The following is a 16924-nucleotide window of genomic DNA, read 5'->3' on the forward strand; positions in this document are numbered from 1 at the left end:
TCTGACCATTCCGGTGTTCCTTGCACAGAGCTCCGCGCGGGATGCCGGGATCGGCGAGGCCTACTCATCTGAGAGATCGCCGGAATTTGCAACACGCGCGACACCTGCGACGTCGCTCGCCTCGACCAGCAACCAATTGGCATGTCGAGGCGGAAATGCTGTTCAGGTCGATAACGGACTGGTCAGCGGCTTTCGCTATCGAAGGCGGCCCCCAGAACGAGAAGATTTGCTGCTTGCGCAGCCGGGGTTCAGTACCCAACCGCTTGGCAAGCGCGATTTCGAACAGAAGGCCAAGCAACGTCAGAGCTGCGCTCGACAGCAGCGGCGCCACGTCGTCGAGCCAGGCGCCCGATCGTTGCCGCACCGCCTCGTAGCGATGCTCATGCACGGCGAATGTCATGACATCGTCCCGAAAGCCTCAGACCGGCAAGGCGAGACGGTGACGGATCGCGCACCTTGCTCCGAGTTTGGGCGACGCGGGCTGCTGCTGTGGTGCGCTCGGCTGATGTGCGTCACGAGGGCACATGAGCGGCCATGCAATATTGCGCGCCGAGCGGCAGCCAACCAAAGCTAGCATCCACCTTGTGGAAGAAGGGTGTGTCGAACGGGGTGAATATGATGAACTGCCGTTCCAGATCGACCATGCCGGCGGCGCGAAACAGCTTGGCGAGCCGACCAGGGCGGAGCAACACGGCGTTCTGGTCGAACGGGCAGCTCCTGACGATCTTCTGCGTTAGCGGATTGAGCGGATTGTGCTCGATGATGACGACGAGGCCTCCCGGCCGGACCACGCGAGCCGCTTCGACGAGGAAGGACTCCCAATCGTCGGGCGGAACGTGATGCATGACGGCTATCGCGTAGGCGATGTCGAAGCTGCGATCCTGGTAGGGAAGCCGCGTGCCGTCATAGACATCGTAGTGGACGTCCGGATTGGTGGCTTTTGCTTCTTCGATGACCGTACCGGCGACGTCGATTCCGGTCAGCTTGATGCCGGATTGCGCAGGCCTCAGGTGTGGATGAATCAAGCCCTGCCCGCAGCCGATATCCAGAACGTCGACCGGTCGCAACGAAATATCGTTCTGTGAGCGGAACTTGGAGAACGCATCCAGCAGGTAGCGCGCCTTCGCGCGCGTGAAGAAATCCTGCGGCTGGCCGCTGAAGGCGATCGCGCTGTCGATTTGCGTGCTGTAGCCGTCGCGATATCGGTCGAATTCCGTCATGATGGCTGCTCCGTCCCGGTTCGGCGGGAGATCTCGACTGGTGCTATTCGGACGCCCGCCGCCGCCGGCGCTTGTAGTGCAAGACGTTCCAGGGACGCATCCGGCAGATTGACGCTGAATTCAATGACCGTCGTCGGCCGAGAGCGTACCTGATTGTAGATGCGTCCCACATACTCGCCGATGATGCCAAGAAAGATGGCATTGAGACTGATGCCGAACAGCAGCAGCACTGTTGTCGTGGCGAAGCCCGCCGGCCAGTTGATGCCGAAGACTAACCGCGAGAAGATGTAGAAAAAACTCGCGAGGCAGGTCAGTACCGAGATTCCCAGCCCAATGAAGGCGGCGAGGCGAAGCGGGAAGATCGAGTGCGTGATCAACCCGTCGACCGCCAGCGATATCAGCTTTCCGAGCGGAAATTTACTGACTCCGGCTTGCCGCGCGTGTCGGTCGTAAGCCACGCCGATCTGCTTGGTCGCGAGCAGCGACGTCAGACCGCGCGTATAAGGCGCGACGTCGTTGATCAGATGAAGCTGATCCAGCACGCTGCGGTCGATCAGCCTGAAATCGCCGCTGTCGAGCATCAGATTGTCGTCGGATAGTCGCCTGAGCAGCCGGTAGTAGACCCGTCGCGCCCACTGCAGCAGCTTGCTTTCCTGCCGGAAGCGCCTGATACCCACGACCACGTCGTGACCCTGCTCCCACAGCTCCAGAAATCTAGGGAACACTGTCGGTGGATCCTGGAGGTCGCAGTCGATCTGGATGGCGGCGTCTCCGGAGGCCAGACGATACGCCGTGAGCACGGACCTCTGGAAGCCAAAGTTTCGGGCAAATCGTACCGCGCGAACGCGCGGATCGGCTGCCGCCAGTTCGGAGATGATAGCACTCGACTTGTCGGTGCTGTGGTTGTCCGTGAAGATGATTTCGAACGTATAGCGATCATTCATTTGTTGGAAGACATGGCACACGGCGTCATAGGCCCTGCGGATGTTGCCTTCCTCGTTGAAGACAGGAATCAAAATCGAAATGAGCTTGCGTTCGGTGTCGGCGGGCTTTCCGCGCATTTCGTTTGTTGTCCTGTCCGTGTGTATCGGTATTGGTCGAGGGTTGCTGTCAGCTGAAAAATGCTAGTTATCAGATGCGGCGCATCGCGCAAAGCCGCCCGGACCTCTCGCGGGCAAATTACGCAGCATTCCGAAGGGCATATGCTTGATTAAAGGGGGGCTTTCCAGTAAGGCTCGCCCGGCGCGTTCCATATCGCGCCACCACTCGGGAGGACCGCCTCCCGGAAATCTGCTGTATCTCGTTGTTGCAATTAAGGTTCCGAATGGCCCACGCCTCATATCATGACATCCCAACGGGGAAGCTGACGCGCTGTCAGGTCTGCGGCTCGGAGCGGCTCGAGCTCGTCATCGACCTTGGACATCAACCACTGTGCGACTCGCTGCCGTCGAAGGCGCAGCTCGATGGTCCCGAAACGAGCTACCCGCTTCGTCAGGTGTGGTGCCGCGATTGCTCGCTGTCGCAGATCGACTATGTCGTTCCGCCGGAAGTCGTATTTCACCCCGAATATCCGTACCGTTCTGGCATCACCAAGGAGCTCGCGGTCTATCAGGACGCGTTCGTGCAGGATGCGGTCGCAGACCTCGGGCTTAAGGCGGACGATCTCGTTGTCGACATCGGGTCCAACGACGGAACGCTGCTCTCAGGATTCAAGCGACGCGGCATGCGCGTCCTCGGCATCGAGCCGACCAACATCGGGCGCATCGCGCAGGAACAGGGTATCGAGACGCTGCAGGCGTTCTTCGACGAGGAAACTGCCCGCAAGGTCGTGGAGACGCACGGCCATGCCAAGGTCGCCACCGCCACCAACGTCTTCGCGCATGTGGCCCAGCTCGGCGGCTTTATCCGTGGCCTGGAGCGCCTGCTGGCGCCCGACGGCGTCTTCATCCTCGAAAACCATTATCTGCTCGACGTCATCGAGGGCGGGCAGTTCGACACGATTTACCACGAGCACCTTCGCACCTATTCGTTGAAGTCGATCGTCAAGCTGTTCGAGTTCTTCGATTTCACTTGTGTCGACGCGCAGCGCGTCAGCCGTTACGGAGGCAATATCCGCGTCTACGTGGCCAAGGGCAGAGGACGTCCGGTCAAGCCCGCGGTCGCTCAACTTCTGAAGGCCGAGGATGATTTCGGCCTCTCGAACCCCGAATGCTACGCGGCTTTCCGTGCACGCGCCGAAAAGGTCAAGCGCGACCTCCTCGAGCTCGCCCTCGACTGCAACAAGAAGGGCCTGAGCTTCGTCGGCAATTCGTGCCCTGGCCGTTGCAGCACGCTGCTGAACTATGTCGGCATCGATCGCACGCTGATGCCGTATATCTGCGAGCAACCCACCTCGCTCAAGCTCGGCCTGCATTTGCCCGGAAAGCAGATTCCGATCGTCGACAACGAGCGCCTGATCCGCGAACAGCCGGACTACGTGGTACTGCTCGCCTGGCACTATGGTCAGCCGATTGCCGAACAATTGCGGGCAAGAGGACTGAAGTCGAAACTAGTCATGCCGTTGCCCGAAGTCCGCATACTTCCGGATTGAGCATGGGCCGGACGTCAAGCCGGCGCGCCGGGCCGCCTCGGTAGGAATGGTGTCATGAAAGCGATGATTCTGGCGGGAGGCCTCGGCAGTCGCCTCAGCGAGGAAACCTCCGTCCGACCGAAACCGATGGTCGAGATCGGCGGTCATCCGATCCTCTGGCACATCATGAAGATGTACTCGTCCTTCGGCATCAACGACTTCGTGATATGCCTGGGGTACAAGGGCTACCTGATCAAGGAATATTTCTCACACTACCTGCTGCACACGTCCGACGTCACGATCGATCTCAAGAACAACCAGATCGACTTTCACGCCAGCCGGTCGGAACCGTGGCGCGTGACCCTGGTCGACACCGGCGCCGAGACCGAGACGGGCGGCCGCATCAAGAGGGCGCTCCCCTTTGTGCAAGACGATGATGCGTTCTGCCTGACCTATGGCGATGGCGTCGCCGATATCGACATCGCGAAGCTGATCTCGTTTCATCGTTCGCATGGCAAGCTTGCGACCGTTACCGGCGTGCGTCCACCTGGCAGGTTCGGCAGTCTCGAACTCGAGGACAGCGTTGTGAAGGGGTTCAACGAAAAACCCCTCGGCGACGGCGGATGGATCAATGGCGGGTTCTTCGTGCTCGATCCTCGCATCGCCCAGCTGATTGCCGGTGACTCCACGACCTGGGAGCGGCAGCCGCTCGAGCAACTGGCCCAAAGCGGCGAACTACGTGTGTTTCGCCACGAAGGGTTCTGGCGGTCGATGGATACCCTGCGAGAACGCAATTTGCTCGAGGCGCTCTGGAAGGAGAATAACCCGCCGTGGCGTATGTGGACGTAAACCCGGAGTTCTGGCGTGGCCGGCGCGTTCTGGTGACAGGACACACCGGTTTCAAGGGCGCCTGGCTCAGCCTGTGGCTATCCGCCATGGACGCCCGCGTTTTCGGTTTTTCGCTAGCGCCACCGACGACGCCGTCCTTGTTCGACCGGGCAGAGGTCGCCGCCGTCGTGGATGACACGCGCGGCGATATCAGGGATATCGGGGCATTGTCGCATGCGTTAGCGACCAGCAGGCCTGAAGTGGTGTTTCACCTCGCCGCGCAATCCGTCCTGCGCGAATCCTACGTCGATCCGATCGGCACTGTCTCGACCAACGTGATGGGTACGGTGAACCTGCTCGAGGCGGTGCGTCAGTTCAATCTCAAGGCAAAGGCGGAGGGGACGGGTGACGGCGTCCGTTCGTTCGTCATCGTCACCAGCGACAAGTGCTATGAAAATCGCGAGTGGGTGTGGGGCTATCGCGAGAATGAGGCGATGGGGGGCCACGATCCCTATAGCACGAGCAAGGGATGCGCCGAGCTGCTGCTGACGTCGTATAATCGCAGCTTCGCGGAGCCGCCGGCGGCTTCGGGACGTGCAGGTAATGTTATCGGCGGTGGCGATTGGGCGAAGGATCGCATCGTGCCGGACGCGATCCGCGCCTTTGCGATGCAACGCGCACTGGAGGTGCGGCGCCCGCGAGCCATTCGACCGTGGCAGCACGTGCTTGAGCCGCTTGCCGGATACCTGCTCCTGGCCGAGGCTTCGTCCAGGCAAGGCGCCGCCATGGCCGAAGGCTGGAACTTCGGCCCAGGGCCGGAAAGCGAGCAGCCGGTGGCGCGCCTCGCCGACACGCTGGCTGCGATTTGGGGCAATGGCGCGCAATGGCAGCATGTGGGCAGCGACGACTTGCACGAGGCGACCTTCCTGAAGCTGGATTCCTCGAAGGCGCGAACACTGCTTGGCTGGCGGCCCCGGCTCGGATTTGACGACGCATTGAAAATGACAGTCGACTGGTACAAGGCCGATTTGGAGCGGTCGGCCTCCTCAATGCGTGATTTCACGCTCGGTCAGATCCGAGACTATTGCGACGCGACCTGACCGGACGTTTCCGACAGCTCACTCAGTGCGGAGGTGAGGAAAGTTTCGATGAGCGGGCTCACGGTGGCTTTGGTCGGTGGCGGACGATGGGGGCGTACGCACGCTTCCATCTTGGCACAGCTTTCCGATCGTGTCGGTTGTGTGCTGTGGGTGTCGCGCCACAATGGCGAAGCCCTCAATGCGTTTCTCTCCGATCGTACAGGAGCGCCTCCTCGGTTCACGCCGCTCGCGAGCCTTGACGCTGCGCTGGCTCTGCGTCCCGATGCCGCCATCGTCGCGACACCTGCCGCCGATCACGCCGGGACTGCCGAGAGCCTGCTGCGCAGGGACGTGCCGACCCTGGTCGAGAAGCCGCTTGCGCTGAGCGTCGACAGTGCAAATCGTCTGGTCGATCTGGCGGCTGGGCGCAACATCCCGCTCCTTGTCGGCCTGCATCTGCTCAGTGCGCCGTTCTTGCGTCATTTCCTGCGTTTGTGCGCGGGGCGTGCGATCGCTGCCATCGAATTGGAGTGGCTGGATGCTGAGCAGGAGATCCGGCACGGCATGGCCAAATTGTCCAACGTCACGACGCATAAGGTCGACGAGATCATTCCTCATCTTTGGTCGATGCTGCATCTGATCGACGACAGCGCCGAGCCGCAATTGCGCGAGGTGAGGCCGTTGCCGCAAGGTGCGGTCGAGGTGGAGCTGGGCTTGGGGCAGTCGCTTGCCGTGCTTCGGTTCGGACGGAGGGCTGTCGCGCGCAAGCGATTGATCCGCCTCGAATTGCGCGATGGCGGCAGAGCCGAGCTTGATTTCACCATCGAGCCCGGCCGGATCTTCATCGATGGCGTCGAGTTGCCAGGCTTGGAAGTCGGCGGCAAGCTCGGGCCGCTTGCGACAGAGCTGGCTGGCTTTTTGGACCTCGTCCGCGCGGGTCGGGACTTCTCGTCATCGCCCCAGCTGGCGTCCCGTTGCATCGGTGCCGTCGAGCTGGCCGAAGCGGTGCGGATCCGCTTGATTGCAGAGGAGGCGAAGGCAGTGTCAGCCCGTCTCGCACGCGGGGACACGATGGAGGATCCCGATGTCTCGGCCTGGGTCATCGATAATGTTGCCCCGCTCCTGGATATTCAGGAACCGCTTACCAGCGACCTGAGACGGGAGCTTGCAGACGTTATCGTCGATGCGCTCGAAGCCGCTGACGCGACGGCTCACGTCCACGACGACAGACTGCGCGCCGTGATCGCGACGATACGGCAATCGGACTTCTTCGCGCATCTGACGCTGAGCCGGTCGGCTTGAGCGGCACGGCTTACGTTACGGCAGCTGCGGTTTCTTGATTGAAGCGCGAACGCCCAGTCACGAAATGTCGCGGATAGGCTTTGGGCACCAACGCCATCTTCGCCTGATTTCATCGTCATCGCTCGTCCGCGATCACCTTGCCGTCGTTCGGCAGCGCGCCGGGCCTCACCAGTTCAACCTCGCCTCCGAGTTTCGTCACGGCGCGCAAGGTGCCTGCAATCTCGTCGCGTAACGCATCGTTCGCGGCCGCCGTCTCCGCTTTCAGCGTCATTGCATCGGCCTCGCCTTGGCGCGTGACGACGAGGCGTAATCTTCCGAGCGCGGAATGGCGCTTGCCGATCTCGGCGACCTGCTCGGGGCGGACGAACATGCCCTTGACCTTGGTGGTCTGGTCGGCGCGGCCCATCCAGCCCTTGATGCGCATGTTGGTGCGCCCGCAGGGGCTGGTCCCCGGCAGTGCCGCGGTGAGGTCGCCGAGAGCGAGCCGGATCCAGGGATGGTGCGGGTCGAGTGAGGTCACGACGATCTCGCCGACGTCACCGGGCGCCACGGGATCGCCGGTACCGGGCTTGACGATCTCCATGATGAGATCCTCGTTCACGACCATACCGTCGCGCGCGCTGGTCTCGAAGGCGATAATGCCGAGATCGGCGGTGCCGAAGGCCTGGTAGACGTCGGTGCCGCGCGCCTTGATCTCGGCCTGGAGCGAGGGCGGGAAGGCTGCGCCCGAGACCAGCGCGCGCTTGATCGAGGAGACGTCGCGGCCCGAGCTTGCGGCAGCATCAAGCAAGATCTTCAGGAAGTCCGGCGTGCCGCTGTAGCCGACGGGACGGTAGGCCTCGATCAGCTCGAATTGCTGCTCGGTATTCCCTGGACCAGCCGGGATCACGGCGCAACCGAGCGCGCGGGCCGACGCATCGAAGATGAAGCCGCCGGGGGTGAGATGGTAGCTGAAGGTGTTGAGCACGATGTCATCGGGCCGGAACCCGGCCGCGAACAGCGCCCGTGCGCCGCGCCAGGGGTCAGCCTGCCGCCCCTCCGGCTCGAAAATCGGCCCGGGGGAGGTGAAGAGGCGGGCGAACGAGCCGGGCGCCGCCGCGACGAACCCTCCAAAAGGCGTGGAGGCCTTGTGCAGGGCCGGTAGTTCCGACTTGCGCAGCACCGGCAGGCCCGCCAGGGCCGCCCTGGAGGTCACGGCGGCCGGATCGACGCCTTTCAGCCGATCGGCATAGGCGGGCGCGGTCATCGCAGAGCGCAGCACGCCAGGCAGGCGGGAGAACAGATCGGCCTCGCGCGCGGCTTGTTCGCGCGTCTCGAGGGCGTCGTAATGGGCGGTCATGGCTCATCTTTCCGGGTTGGCATCCGTTGCGCGCCGTCGCCGGCATGGGTATCAGACGGCCACGGGCGAGGTTTGAAGAGGACGCGATGGCGGACGAGGGAATCAGTGCGGCGGACGAGGCGGCGGACGTCGTCGCGCGCCTGAAGCGCCGCATGATCGACGAGGCGCTGCCGCTGTGGTCGACGGTCGGCTGGGACCATGGCGCGGGTGGTTTCATCGATCGGCTGCACCGCAACGGCACGGCGGACAGCGCCGCGCCGCGCCGGGTGTTCGTGCAGGCCCGCCAGATCTGGTGCTACGCCAAGGCTGCGCAGATGGGCTGGTACCCTGAGGGGCGCGCCATCGCACTGAAGGGGCTCGAGCATCTGCTCGCCAAAGCAAAGGCGCCCGACGGCCGGCCCGGCTACGTGCACCGGCTGACGCCGGAGGGCGCGGTGCTGGACGGCCGGCGCGACGCCTACGACCACGCCTTCATCCTGTTTGCGCTCGCGGCCGTCTATGCGCTCGACCAGGACGCGCAAATTCGCGCCGAGATCGACGCGCTGCTCGCCTTCCTCGACGGCCATCTGCGCTCGCCGCACGGCGGCGTCCACGAAGGCCTTCCGGTCTCGCTGCCGCGCCGGCAGAACCCGCACATGCATCTGTTCGAGGCGATGATCGCGTGCTTCGACGCGACCCACGATTTGTCGTTCCAGAACCGTGCCGGCGAGTTCTTCGCGCTGTTCCTCGCCAATCTCTACGACAAGCGGACATGCGCGCTCGGCGAATATTTCGAAGAGGACTGGTCGAAGATCGCGCCGGTCAGCGTCGAGCCCGGCCACCAGGCGGAATGGGTCTGGTTGCTGAAGGGGTTCGAACGCATCACGGGCTGCCCGACCGGACAGCGGCGCGCCGAGCTGCTGGAAACCGCGCTGCGCTATCGCGACGAGGCCACCGGCTGCCTGATCGACGAGGGGGACGACGCTGGCAATATGCGCCGCACTACGCGCCGGCTGTGGCCGCAGACCGAGATTGCGAAGGCGTGGATCGCGCAGGCCGAATCCGGCGAGGCGGGCGCGGCGGACGAGGCGCGCATGGCGCTGGCGCGGCTCGAACGCCATTATCTCAGCCATCCCGTGCGGGGCGGCTGGTACGACCAGTTCGAGCGCGACGGCAAATCGCTGATCGACACCATTCCTGCGTCGTCGTTCTATCATGTTCTCTGCGCAGTCACGGAAGCGGAACAGGTATTGGAAGGTTAAAGCCAGCGCTTGCGCCGCTTGAAGCTCTTGAGGTTCTTGAAGCTCTTGCGCTGGTCGCCGGCGCCGCCGAGGTAGAATTCCTTGACGTCTTCGTTGTCGCGCAATTCGTCCGCGGTGCCGTCGAGCACGACCTTGCCCTGCTCCATGATGTAGCCGTGGCTTGCCACCGACAGCGCAGCGCGGGCGTTCTGCTCGACCAGGAGAATGGTGACGCCGAGGTCACGATTGATCTTGTGGATGATCGAGAACACCTCTTTCACCAGCAGCGGCGACAGACCCATCGAGGGCTCGTCCATCAGGATCATCTTCGGGCGCGCCATCAGCGCGCGGCCGATCGCGAGCATCTGCTGCTCGCCGCCGGAAAGATAACCAGCCAGTCCGGTGCGCTCCTTCAGGCGCGGGAAATAGTCGAAGACCATGTCGAGATCGGCGCCGACCTCGCGGTCCCTGCGGGTGAATGCGCCGAGCTTGAGGTTTTCCAGCGAGGTCATGTCGGCAACGATGCGCCGGCCCTCCATCACCTGGAAGATGCCGCGGCGGACGATCTTGTCGGGATCGATGCCGTTGATGCGCTCGCCCTCGAACAGGATCTCGCCGCGCGTGACTTCGCCGTCCTCGGTCTTGAGCAGCCCGGAGATCGCCTTCAGCGTCGTCGACTTGCCGGCGCCATTGGCGCCGAGCAGCGCCACGATCGCGCCCTTGGGCACGTCGAGGCTGAGACCGCGCAGCACCAGGATGACGTCGTCATAGACGACCTCGATGTTGCGCACGGCAAGGAGGGGCTGCGCGGGTACAACGCCGGGGGAGGGGCGCTCGATGTGAGCCGCTTCACTCATGATCAGTTACTCTCTCGATGTGTCACCCGCCTTGTGCGCAATCGCACTGGGGCGGGTGAGCCAGTATTCCAGAGACGCCGGAGATTCACCGGGAAGCCGCGGCGGACTGGATCCCCCGCTCCAGTGCGCGCTGCGCACAAGGCGGGGGATGATAGTTGTGCGGAGGGCGAAAGGAGGCTCACCAGCCCAGCAATTCCGGCTTGCGCGGGAGCTCGACCGTCTTGACCTTCTCGAGCTTGATCGCGCCCTTGGCCATGAGGTCGTTGAGGTCGCCGTCGGTCGCGCCCGCAATCTTGGTGCGGTAGAGATCGACCTTCAGCGTGCCGCGGTGGTCCTTGTCGGTCCAGGTCGAAGGATTGCAGACGCCCTCCATGCCTGACGGCACCCAGTCCTTCTTCTGGTAGAAGCCCTTGGCGACGTTCTCGCCGGTGGCGCCGCCATTCTTGGCGGCCCAATCGATCGCCTCCTTCATGTAGAGCGCCGAGCACACCGCCGCGATGTAGTGCACGGGCCGATAGACCTTGCCGGTCGGGTCGGACATCTTCGAGATCTCCATCACGGTCTTCATGCCGGGCGCATCGCCGCCCCAGCTCACAGCGGTGCGCAGCGGGAAGATCACGCCGTCGGCGGCATCGCCGGCGGTCTTGGCGGCGTTCTCGTCCATGCCCCAGACATTGCCCATGAACTGGATGTCGACTCCGGCGGTCTTGCAGGCCTTCATCACCGAGATGTTGGACGCGGCGGTGTTGCCGAGATAGGCGTAGTTGGCGCCCGAGGATTTCAGGCTCAGGCACTGCGCGCTGTAGTCACCCGGCGCGAGCGCGAACACCAGCGGCGGTAGCACCTCGAAACCGAGCTCCTGCGCCATGGCTTCGCCGGCGGCCTTCGGTGCGTTCGGATAGGGGTGGTTGGCGCCCATGTGGACGAATTTCGGCTTGCCGGACTTGCCCTTGGCCTTCCAGTCCTCGGCCGCCCACATCAGCATGGCGCGGAGCGAGTCCGAATAGCTCGGGCCGTAGAAGAAATTGTACGGCGCGGGCTTTGCCTTGCCGCTGATACCTTCGGGGTCGGTGAGCGCGGCGGCATAGGAGCCGGACATGTCGGGGATCTTGTCCTGGGCGAGGAAGCCGGTCAGCGCCTCGGTGTCTGCCGTGCCCCAGCCCATGATGGCCGCGACCTTGGAGTCGGGCGCCGACCACTTCTTGTAGAGCGCGATCGCGCGCGGCACCTGGTAGCCGTAATCGTTGGTGTCGACATTGAGCTGCTTGCCGCCGACGCCGCCGTTCTTGTTGACCCAGGTGAAGGTGTCGGCGACGGCCTGGCCATAGGGTGTGCCGACGTCGGAGGTGCCGCCGGAATAATCGGCGAGGTGCCCGATCGCGATCTGCGCCTGCGCGCTTGCCGAGAATGCGGCGATCGCCAGCGCCAGCGACGCGGTGCTCAAAAGGGATTTTGTCTTCATGGGTTGCCTCCTCCTGTTTATTTGTTGGTTAGCGAGTTGCCCGCGCTCAATGCGAGAACGGGTAGAGTTTCCAGTACGCCTTGATCTGTCGCCAGCGATGGGCGAGCCCGTCGGGCTCGAACATCAGGAACGCGATGATGATCACCCCGATTGCGATCTCGCGCAGGAAGGTGATGTTGTTGTTGAGCGACAGCGCCTTGTCGATCGCGCCGCCCTTCAGCGCGACGCTGAGGAACTCCATCGTCTCGGGCAGCAGCACCACGAACGCGGTGCCCATCAGCGTGCCCATGATCGAACCGGTGCCGCCGATGATGATCATGGCGAGGAACAGGATCGAACGTTCGATGCCGAAACCCTCTTGCGATACCACGAGTTGGTAGTGCGCATAGAGCGCGCCGGCGATGCCGGCGAAGAACGCGGCAAGGCCGAACGACAGCGTGCGATACTTTGTGAGATTGATGCCCATGATCTCCGCGGAGAGATAATGGTCGCGGATTGCCACCAGCGCACGGCCATCGCGGGTACGCATCAGGTTGGTGACGAGGATGTAGCTCGCCAGCACATAGGCCAGCACAACATAGAAATACTGCCTGTCGCCGCGCAGCGTGTATCCGAAGATCGAGAACGGACTTGCGCTCGCCGGCACCGAGCCGCCGGTGAACCACTCGGCGCGGGAGAAGAAGTCGAGCAGGATGTATTGCGCGGCCAGTGTCGCGATCACTAGGTAGAGCCCCTTCAGGCGCGCCGCCGGGATGCCGAAGATCAGCCCGATCAGCGCCGTGATGATGCCGGCAAGCGGGATCGCGAAGAAGACCGGGATCGGCGTGTTGTTGGAGATGTAGGCCGAGGTGAAAGCGCCGAGCAGGAAGAAGGCGGCATGGCCGATCGAGATCTGGCCGGTGAAGCCGACCAGGATGTTCAGCCCCAGCGCCGCGATCGAGAAGATGCCGATCTGGATCAGGATACTGAGCCAGTAACCGCTGAAGAACTGGGGCGCGAAGCACAGCAGCAGCACGCCGACGATCGCAAAATTGCGGCTGGTCGTGGTCGGAAAGATCGTGGTGTCGGCCGCATAGGAGGTGCGGAAGTCACCAGCAGGGATGAGGACAGGGCCGGCCATGGATCAGATCCGCTCGATGTCGTGGGTGCCGAACAGGCCGTAGGGCTTGATCATCAGCACGATGATGAGGACGTAGAACGGCGCGATCTCGTAGAGATTGCCCCAGTGAAGGTATTCGCTGTCGACATATTGCGCGATGTTCTCGAGCAGGCCGATGATGATGCCGCCGAGCACGGCGCCGCCGACGGAATCGAGTCCGCCGAGGATCGCCGCCGGAAACACCTTAATGCCGTAGCCGGCCAACCCGGAGGAGACGCCGTTCACCACGGCAACGACGACGCCCGCGACCGCGGAAACCGTCGCTGAGATCGCCCACGCCATCGCGAACACGCTTTTCACGGAGATGCCGAGCGACTGTGCCACCTGCTGGTTGAACGCGGTGGCGCGCATCGCAAGTCCGTACTTCGAGGCGCGGAAGAACCAGGCCATGCCGATCATCATCGCGACCGAGACGACGAGGCTCATGACATAGACGGTTTGGATCTGGAGCCCGAGCAGGCTGACGGACTGGCTCTCGAACACACGCGGGAACGGCTGTGGATTGACACCGAATATCCATTTCAGCGTCGCCTGCAGCACGGTGGAGAGGCCGATCGTCACCATGATGACCGAGATGATGGGTTCGCCGATCATCGGTCGCAGGATCAGGACCTGCACCGCGATGCCGAACACGAACATGAACACCAGCGTCATCGGCATGCCGATCCAGAACGGCACCTGGTATTTCGCGAGCAAGGTCCAGCACACCCAGGCGCCGACAAGCAAGAGCTCGCCCTGCGCGAAATTGACGACCTGGCTAGCCTTGTAGATCAGCACAAAGGACATCGCGACCACGCCATAGAGCGTGCCGACCACGAGGCCGTTGACCAGGAGCTGGATGAGGAAGGCGGTGTTCATGAAGTGGTGCTCGCTGACAAATCCGGCGCGCTCTTCCCCTCTCCCCTTGTGGGAGAGGGTGGCTTGGCGAAGCGAAGACGGGTGAGGGGTTGTCTCAGCAGTAAGGGCGGGGAGAGAGGACCCCTCACCCGAGTGGGGTCTTGGCTAATAGCGGAGATGCCCTCTCCCGCAAAGGGAGAGGGCGCATCGACCCGCATCGCGCTCTCGGTTCGAAGTAGGCTCACTCCGCGGCCTCCGCCATGTGCCCGGGTCCGCCCAGGTCCACGACCCTCAGCGTTGTACGTACGCGCTGCGTGCTGCCGTCCTGGAAGCGGATCACGGTGTCCACGGGGATGTCGGCCTGGCCGCGGTAGATCGCGTCGATGATGCCTTCGTACTTTTCGTTGATGACGCTGCGGCGCACTTTCCGCGTGCGGGTGAGTTCGCCGTCGTCGGCGTCGAGCTCCTTGTAGAGCAGCAGGAAACGGGAGATGCGCTGTGCCGGCGGCAGAGTCGCGTTGACGGTCTCGACTTCCTTCTTCAGTAGCGCATAAACCTCGGGCCGCGAGGCCAGGTCGCTGTAGGTCGTAAACGAGAGCCGGTTCTTCTCCGCCCATTTCGAGATGATGGAGTAGCGGATGCAGATCATTGCGGCGAGCGCGTCGCGGCCCGAGCCCAGCACCACGGCTTCGGCGATATAGGGGGAGAACTTCAGCTTGTTCTCGATGAATTGCGGCGAGAAGCGCTCGCCGCGCGAGGTCTCGGCGAGATCCTTGATGCGGTCGATGACCACTAGCTGACGGTTCGCGTTGAAATAGCCGGCGTCACCGGACAGCATCCAGCCGTCCTTGATGTCGGCTACGCTCGCCTCCGGGTTCTTGTAGTAGCCGAGGAACATGTTGGGATGCCGCACCACGATCTCGCCGACGCCGTGGACGTCGGCATTGTCGATGCGGATCTCGACGCTGTCGGCCATCGGCACGCCCGTCGTGTCGGGGTCGACCTTGCCAGCAGGATGCAGCGTGTAGGCCCCCAGCAGCTCGGTCTGGCCGTAGAGCGTGCGCAGCGGCACGCCCATGGCCTGGAAGAACTTGAAGGTCTCGGGCCCGAGTGCCGCGCCGCCGGTTGCGGCTGAACGCAGGCGGGTGAAGCCGAGACGGTCGCGCAATGCACGGAACAGGATCGCGTCGGCAAAGCCGGAACGCTCGCCCTGTTCGAGCGCGGCAAGCCCGCTCTTCATGCCGATGTCGAACAGGCGCTGCTTGAACGGGGTTGCGTCCATCACCCTGGCGCGGACATCGGCGGCGATCGATTCCCAAACGCGCGGTGCAAACAGGATAAACGTCGGCGCGATCTCGCGCAGATCGTTCATCATGGTCTCGGGCTCCTCGACGAAGTTGATCTTCATTCGGCACAAGAGGCCTTTGCCGAGTACATAGACCTGTTCCATGATCCAAGGCAGCGGCAGCACCGACACGTATTCGTCGTCCGGCCCTTTCGGGTCGAAAGCGAGATACGTGGCGCAATGGCCGAGCACGCGGCCGGCGGCGAGCATCGCGAGCTTTGGATGCGACGTGGTACCTGATGTCGTGCAGAGGATCGCGACGTCCTCGCCCTTGGTCGCGTCCACCAGCCGATCGTAAAGATCCGGTTCGCGCGTAGCCCGCGCCCGGCCGAGTTCGGCAAACGTCTCCGCCGACATCAAGCGCGGATCATCGTATTTCCGCATGCCGCGCGGATCGGAATAGATGATGTGCTTCAGCTTTGGGACGCGGTCGGCGAGGGTGAGCAGCTTGTCGACCTGCTCCTCGTCCTCAGCGAAAACGAGCTGCGCCTCGCCATAATTGAGGAGATAGGAGGCCTCTTCGTCGAGCACGTCGCGATAGAGCCCGAGGCTCAATCCGCCGACCGCGTGGGTCGCGATTTCCGCCGCGACCCAGTCCGGCCGGTTGTCGCCGATGATGCCTACGACGTCTTGGCGCCCAAGGCCCAGTTCGACGAGGCCGAGCGCGAAATCGCGCACCCGCGTCTGGTAGTCGTTCCAGGTGAACGGGCGCCATAGCCCGAGATCTTTTTCTCGGAGCGCGATCTCGTTCCCGTACTCCTTCGCATTCAGCCGAAGCATTTTGGGATAGGTGTTGGCCTGCGCGACACGGCCTGCGTAATCCATCATGCCGCGCTCTCCTGCGCCGGCGGAGCATCGTCAGGGTCGACCAGCACGTCGTCCTCTTCGCCAAGATAGGCGCGCCTGACGTGCGGATCGGCGAGCACGGCGGCCGGATCGCCCTCGGCGATCTTGCGGCCGAAATCCAGCACCATGACGCGGTGGGAGATGTCCATCACCACGCCCATGTCGTGCTCGATCATCACCACGGTCATGCCGAACTCTTCGTTGAGATCGACGATATAGCGGGCCATATCCTCCTTCTCCTCGAAGTTCATGCCGGCCATCGGCTCGTCGAGGAGAATGAGGCGCGGCTCCAGCGCCATGGCGCGGGCGAGCTCGACGCGCTTGCGCAAGCCGTAGGAGAGGGTGCCGGCCGGCGCCTTTCGCACCGACTGGAGATCGAGGAAATCGATGATTTCTTCCACCTTGCGGCGGTGCTCGAGCTCTTCCTTGCGCGCGCCGGTGAGCCAGTACAGCGAGCCCGTGAGAAAATTGTTCTTCAGGAGGTGATGGCGTCCGACCATGATGTTGTCGAGCACGCTCATGTGGTGGAACAGCGCCAGGTTCTGGAAGGTGCGGCCGATGCCGAGCGACGCGCGCGCGTTGGGCGTCAGGCCGGTGATGTCGCGGCCCTGGTAGAACAGCTGGCCTTCGGTCGGCTTGTAGCGGCCGGAAATACAGTTCACGATCGAGGTCTTGCCGGCGCCGTTGGGGCCGATGATCGAGAACAGCTCGCCTTCCCTGATGGCGAAGCCGACATCGGTCAGCGCACGAACGCCGCCGAATCGCAATGACACGCCGCGCACTTCAAGACTGGTAGCCACCAAACAGATCCCTCCCGGTGATGGCGCTTTCAGTGGCGCTCTTCGTCCGTTCTATCGGGCA

At 63.3% G+C, this 16924-nt stretch carries 15 protein-coding genes; 5 read left to right on the plus strand and 10 right to left on the minus strand.

All coding sequences use genetic code 11. The features are described 5' to 3' along the window. Positions 1-64: 64 nt before the first annotated feature. From IVA93_RS12345 to IVA93_RS12355, 3 genes are all read right to left on the minus strand, one after another. Positions 65-400 carry a hypothetical protein gene (locus IVA93_RS12345; protein WP_247367503.1) on the minus strand — a complete coding sequence of 112 codons (336 nt, stop codon included), beginning with the start codon at positions 398-400 and terminating at the stop codon, positions 65-67. 112 nt (positions 401-512) lie between these two features. Then, entirely contained in the window at positions 513-1220 is a 708-nt protein-coding gene (locus tag IVA93_RS12350; RefSeq protein ID WP_247541650.1) for a class I SAM-dependent methyltransferase, read from the minus strand. After that, a complete protein-coding gene (locus IVA93_RS12355) occupies positions 1217-2281 on the minus strand; it encodes a glycosyltransferase family 2 protein (RefSeq protein ID WP_247367507.1) in 1065 nt (354 codons plus the stop codon). The genes IVA93_RS12350 and IVA93_RS12355 overlap by 4 nt, the downstream gene beginning before the upstream one ends. Before the next feature lie 263 nt (positions 2282-2544). Here IVA93_RS12355 and IVA93_RS12360 point away from each other — a divergent pair, with 263 nt between their 5' ends. The 4 genes from IVA93_RS12360 to IVA93_RS12375 are packed head-to-tail and all read left to right on the plus strand — an operon-like array spanning position 2545 to position 6998. Continuing rightward, on the plus strand, positions 2545-3810 hold the full coding sequence (locus IVA93_RS12360; protein WP_247367508.1) for a class I SAM-dependent methyltransferase: 1266 nt from the start codon (positions 2545-2547) through the stop codon (positions 3808-3810). Positions 3811-3864: 54 nt separating this feature from the next. Then, entirely contained in the window at positions 3865-4638 is a 774-nt protein-coding gene (gene rfbF, locus IVA93_RS12365; protein WP_247367509.1) for a glucose-1-phosphate cytidylyltransferase, read from the plus strand. Next, positions 4620-5717, plus strand: coding sequence for a CDP-glucose 4,6-dehydratase (rfbG, locus tag IVA93_RS12370; RefSeq protein ID WP_247367510.1), 1098 nt, complete (start codon positions 4620-4622; stop codon positions 5715-5717). The genes rfbF and rfbG overlap by 19 nt, the downstream gene beginning before the upstream one ends. A 48-nt stretch (positions 5718-5765) precedes the next feature. Next, positions 5766-6998, plus strand: a complete 1233-nt coding sequence (locus IVA93_RS12375; protein ID WP_247541651.1) for a Gfo/Idh/MocA family oxidoreductase — start codon at positions 5766-5768, stop codon at positions 6996-6998. A 115-nt stretch (positions 6999-7113) separates the two neighbouring features. Here IVA93_RS12375 and IVA93_RS12380 read toward each other — a convergent pair whose 3' ends face one another. After that, positions 7114-8337, minus strand: a complete 1224-nt coding sequence (locus tag IVA93_RS12380; RefSeq protein WP_247367517.1) for a phenylacetate--CoA ligase family protein — start codon at positions 8335-8337, stop codon at positions 7114-7116. A gap of 86 nt (positions 8338-8423) precedes the next feature. Here IVA93_RS12380 and IVA93_RS12385 point away from each other — a divergent pair, with 86 nt between their 5' ends. Next, complete coding sequence (locus IVA93_RS12385) at positions 8424-9578, plus strand: AGE family epimerase/isomerase (RefSeq protein WP_247367519.1); 1155 nt, start codon at positions 8424-8426, stop codon at positions 9576-9578. On the opposite strand, the gene IVA93_RS12390 is transcribed toward IVA93_RS12385, so the two are convergent. The 6 genes from IVA93_RS12390 to IVA93_RS12415 form a co-directional block, all read right to left on the minus strand. Further along, entirely contained in the window at positions 9575-10414 is an 840-nt protein-coding gene (locus IVA93_RS12390) for an ABC transporter ATP-binding protein (protein ID WP_247789815.1), read from the minus strand. The two genes, IVA93_RS12385 and IVA93_RS12390, sit on opposite strands and share 4 nt — an antisense overlap. A gap of 178 nt (positions 10415-10592) precedes the next feature. Next, the gene (locus tag IVA93_RS12395; RefSeq protein ID WP_247367523.1) at positions 10593-11876 is read right to left on the minus strand and encodes an ABC transporter substrate-binding protein; all 1284 of its coding nucleotides are present in this window, start codon (positions 11874-11876) and stop codon (positions 10593-10595) included. Between the two features lie 46 nt (positions 11877-11922). Further along, positions 11923-12996 (minus strand): branched-chain amino acid ABC transporter permease, encoded by a 1074-nt coding sequence (locus IVA93_RS12400; RefSeq protein WP_085348728.1) that lies wholly within the window; start codon positions 12994-12996, stop codon positions 11923-11925. Between the two features lie 3 nt (positions 12997-12999). Continuing rightward, positions 13000-13893 carry a branched-chain amino acid ABC transporter permease gene (locus IVA93_RS12405; protein ID WP_204511807.1) on the minus strand — a complete coding sequence of 298 codons (894 nt, stop codon included), beginning with the start codon at positions 13891-13893 and terminating at the stop codon, positions 13000-13002. 220 nt (positions 13894-14113) lie between these two features. After that, positions 14114-16045: a long-chain fatty acid--CoA ligase gene (locus IVA93_RS12410; RefSeq protein WP_247392424.1), complete on the minus strand. Its 1932-nt coding sequence runs from the start codon at positions 16043-16045 to the stop codon at positions 14114-14116. Then, positions 16042-16863: an ABC transporter ATP-binding protein gene (locus IVA93_RS12415; RefSeq protein ID WP_247541652.1), complete on the minus strand. Its 822-nt coding sequence runs from the start codon at positions 16861-16863 to the stop codon at positions 16042-16044. The genes IVA93_RS12410 and IVA93_RS12415 overlap by 4 nt, the downstream gene beginning before the upstream one ends. Between the last annotated feature and the right edge of the window lie 61 nt (positions 16864-16924).

Source organism: Bradyrhizobium sp. 155, assembly GCF_023101105.1.
In the GTDB taxonomy this organism is placed as follows: Bacteria; Pseudomonadota; Alphaproteobacteria; order Rhizobiales; family Xanthobacteraceae; genus Bradyrhizobium; species Bradyrhizobium canariense_D.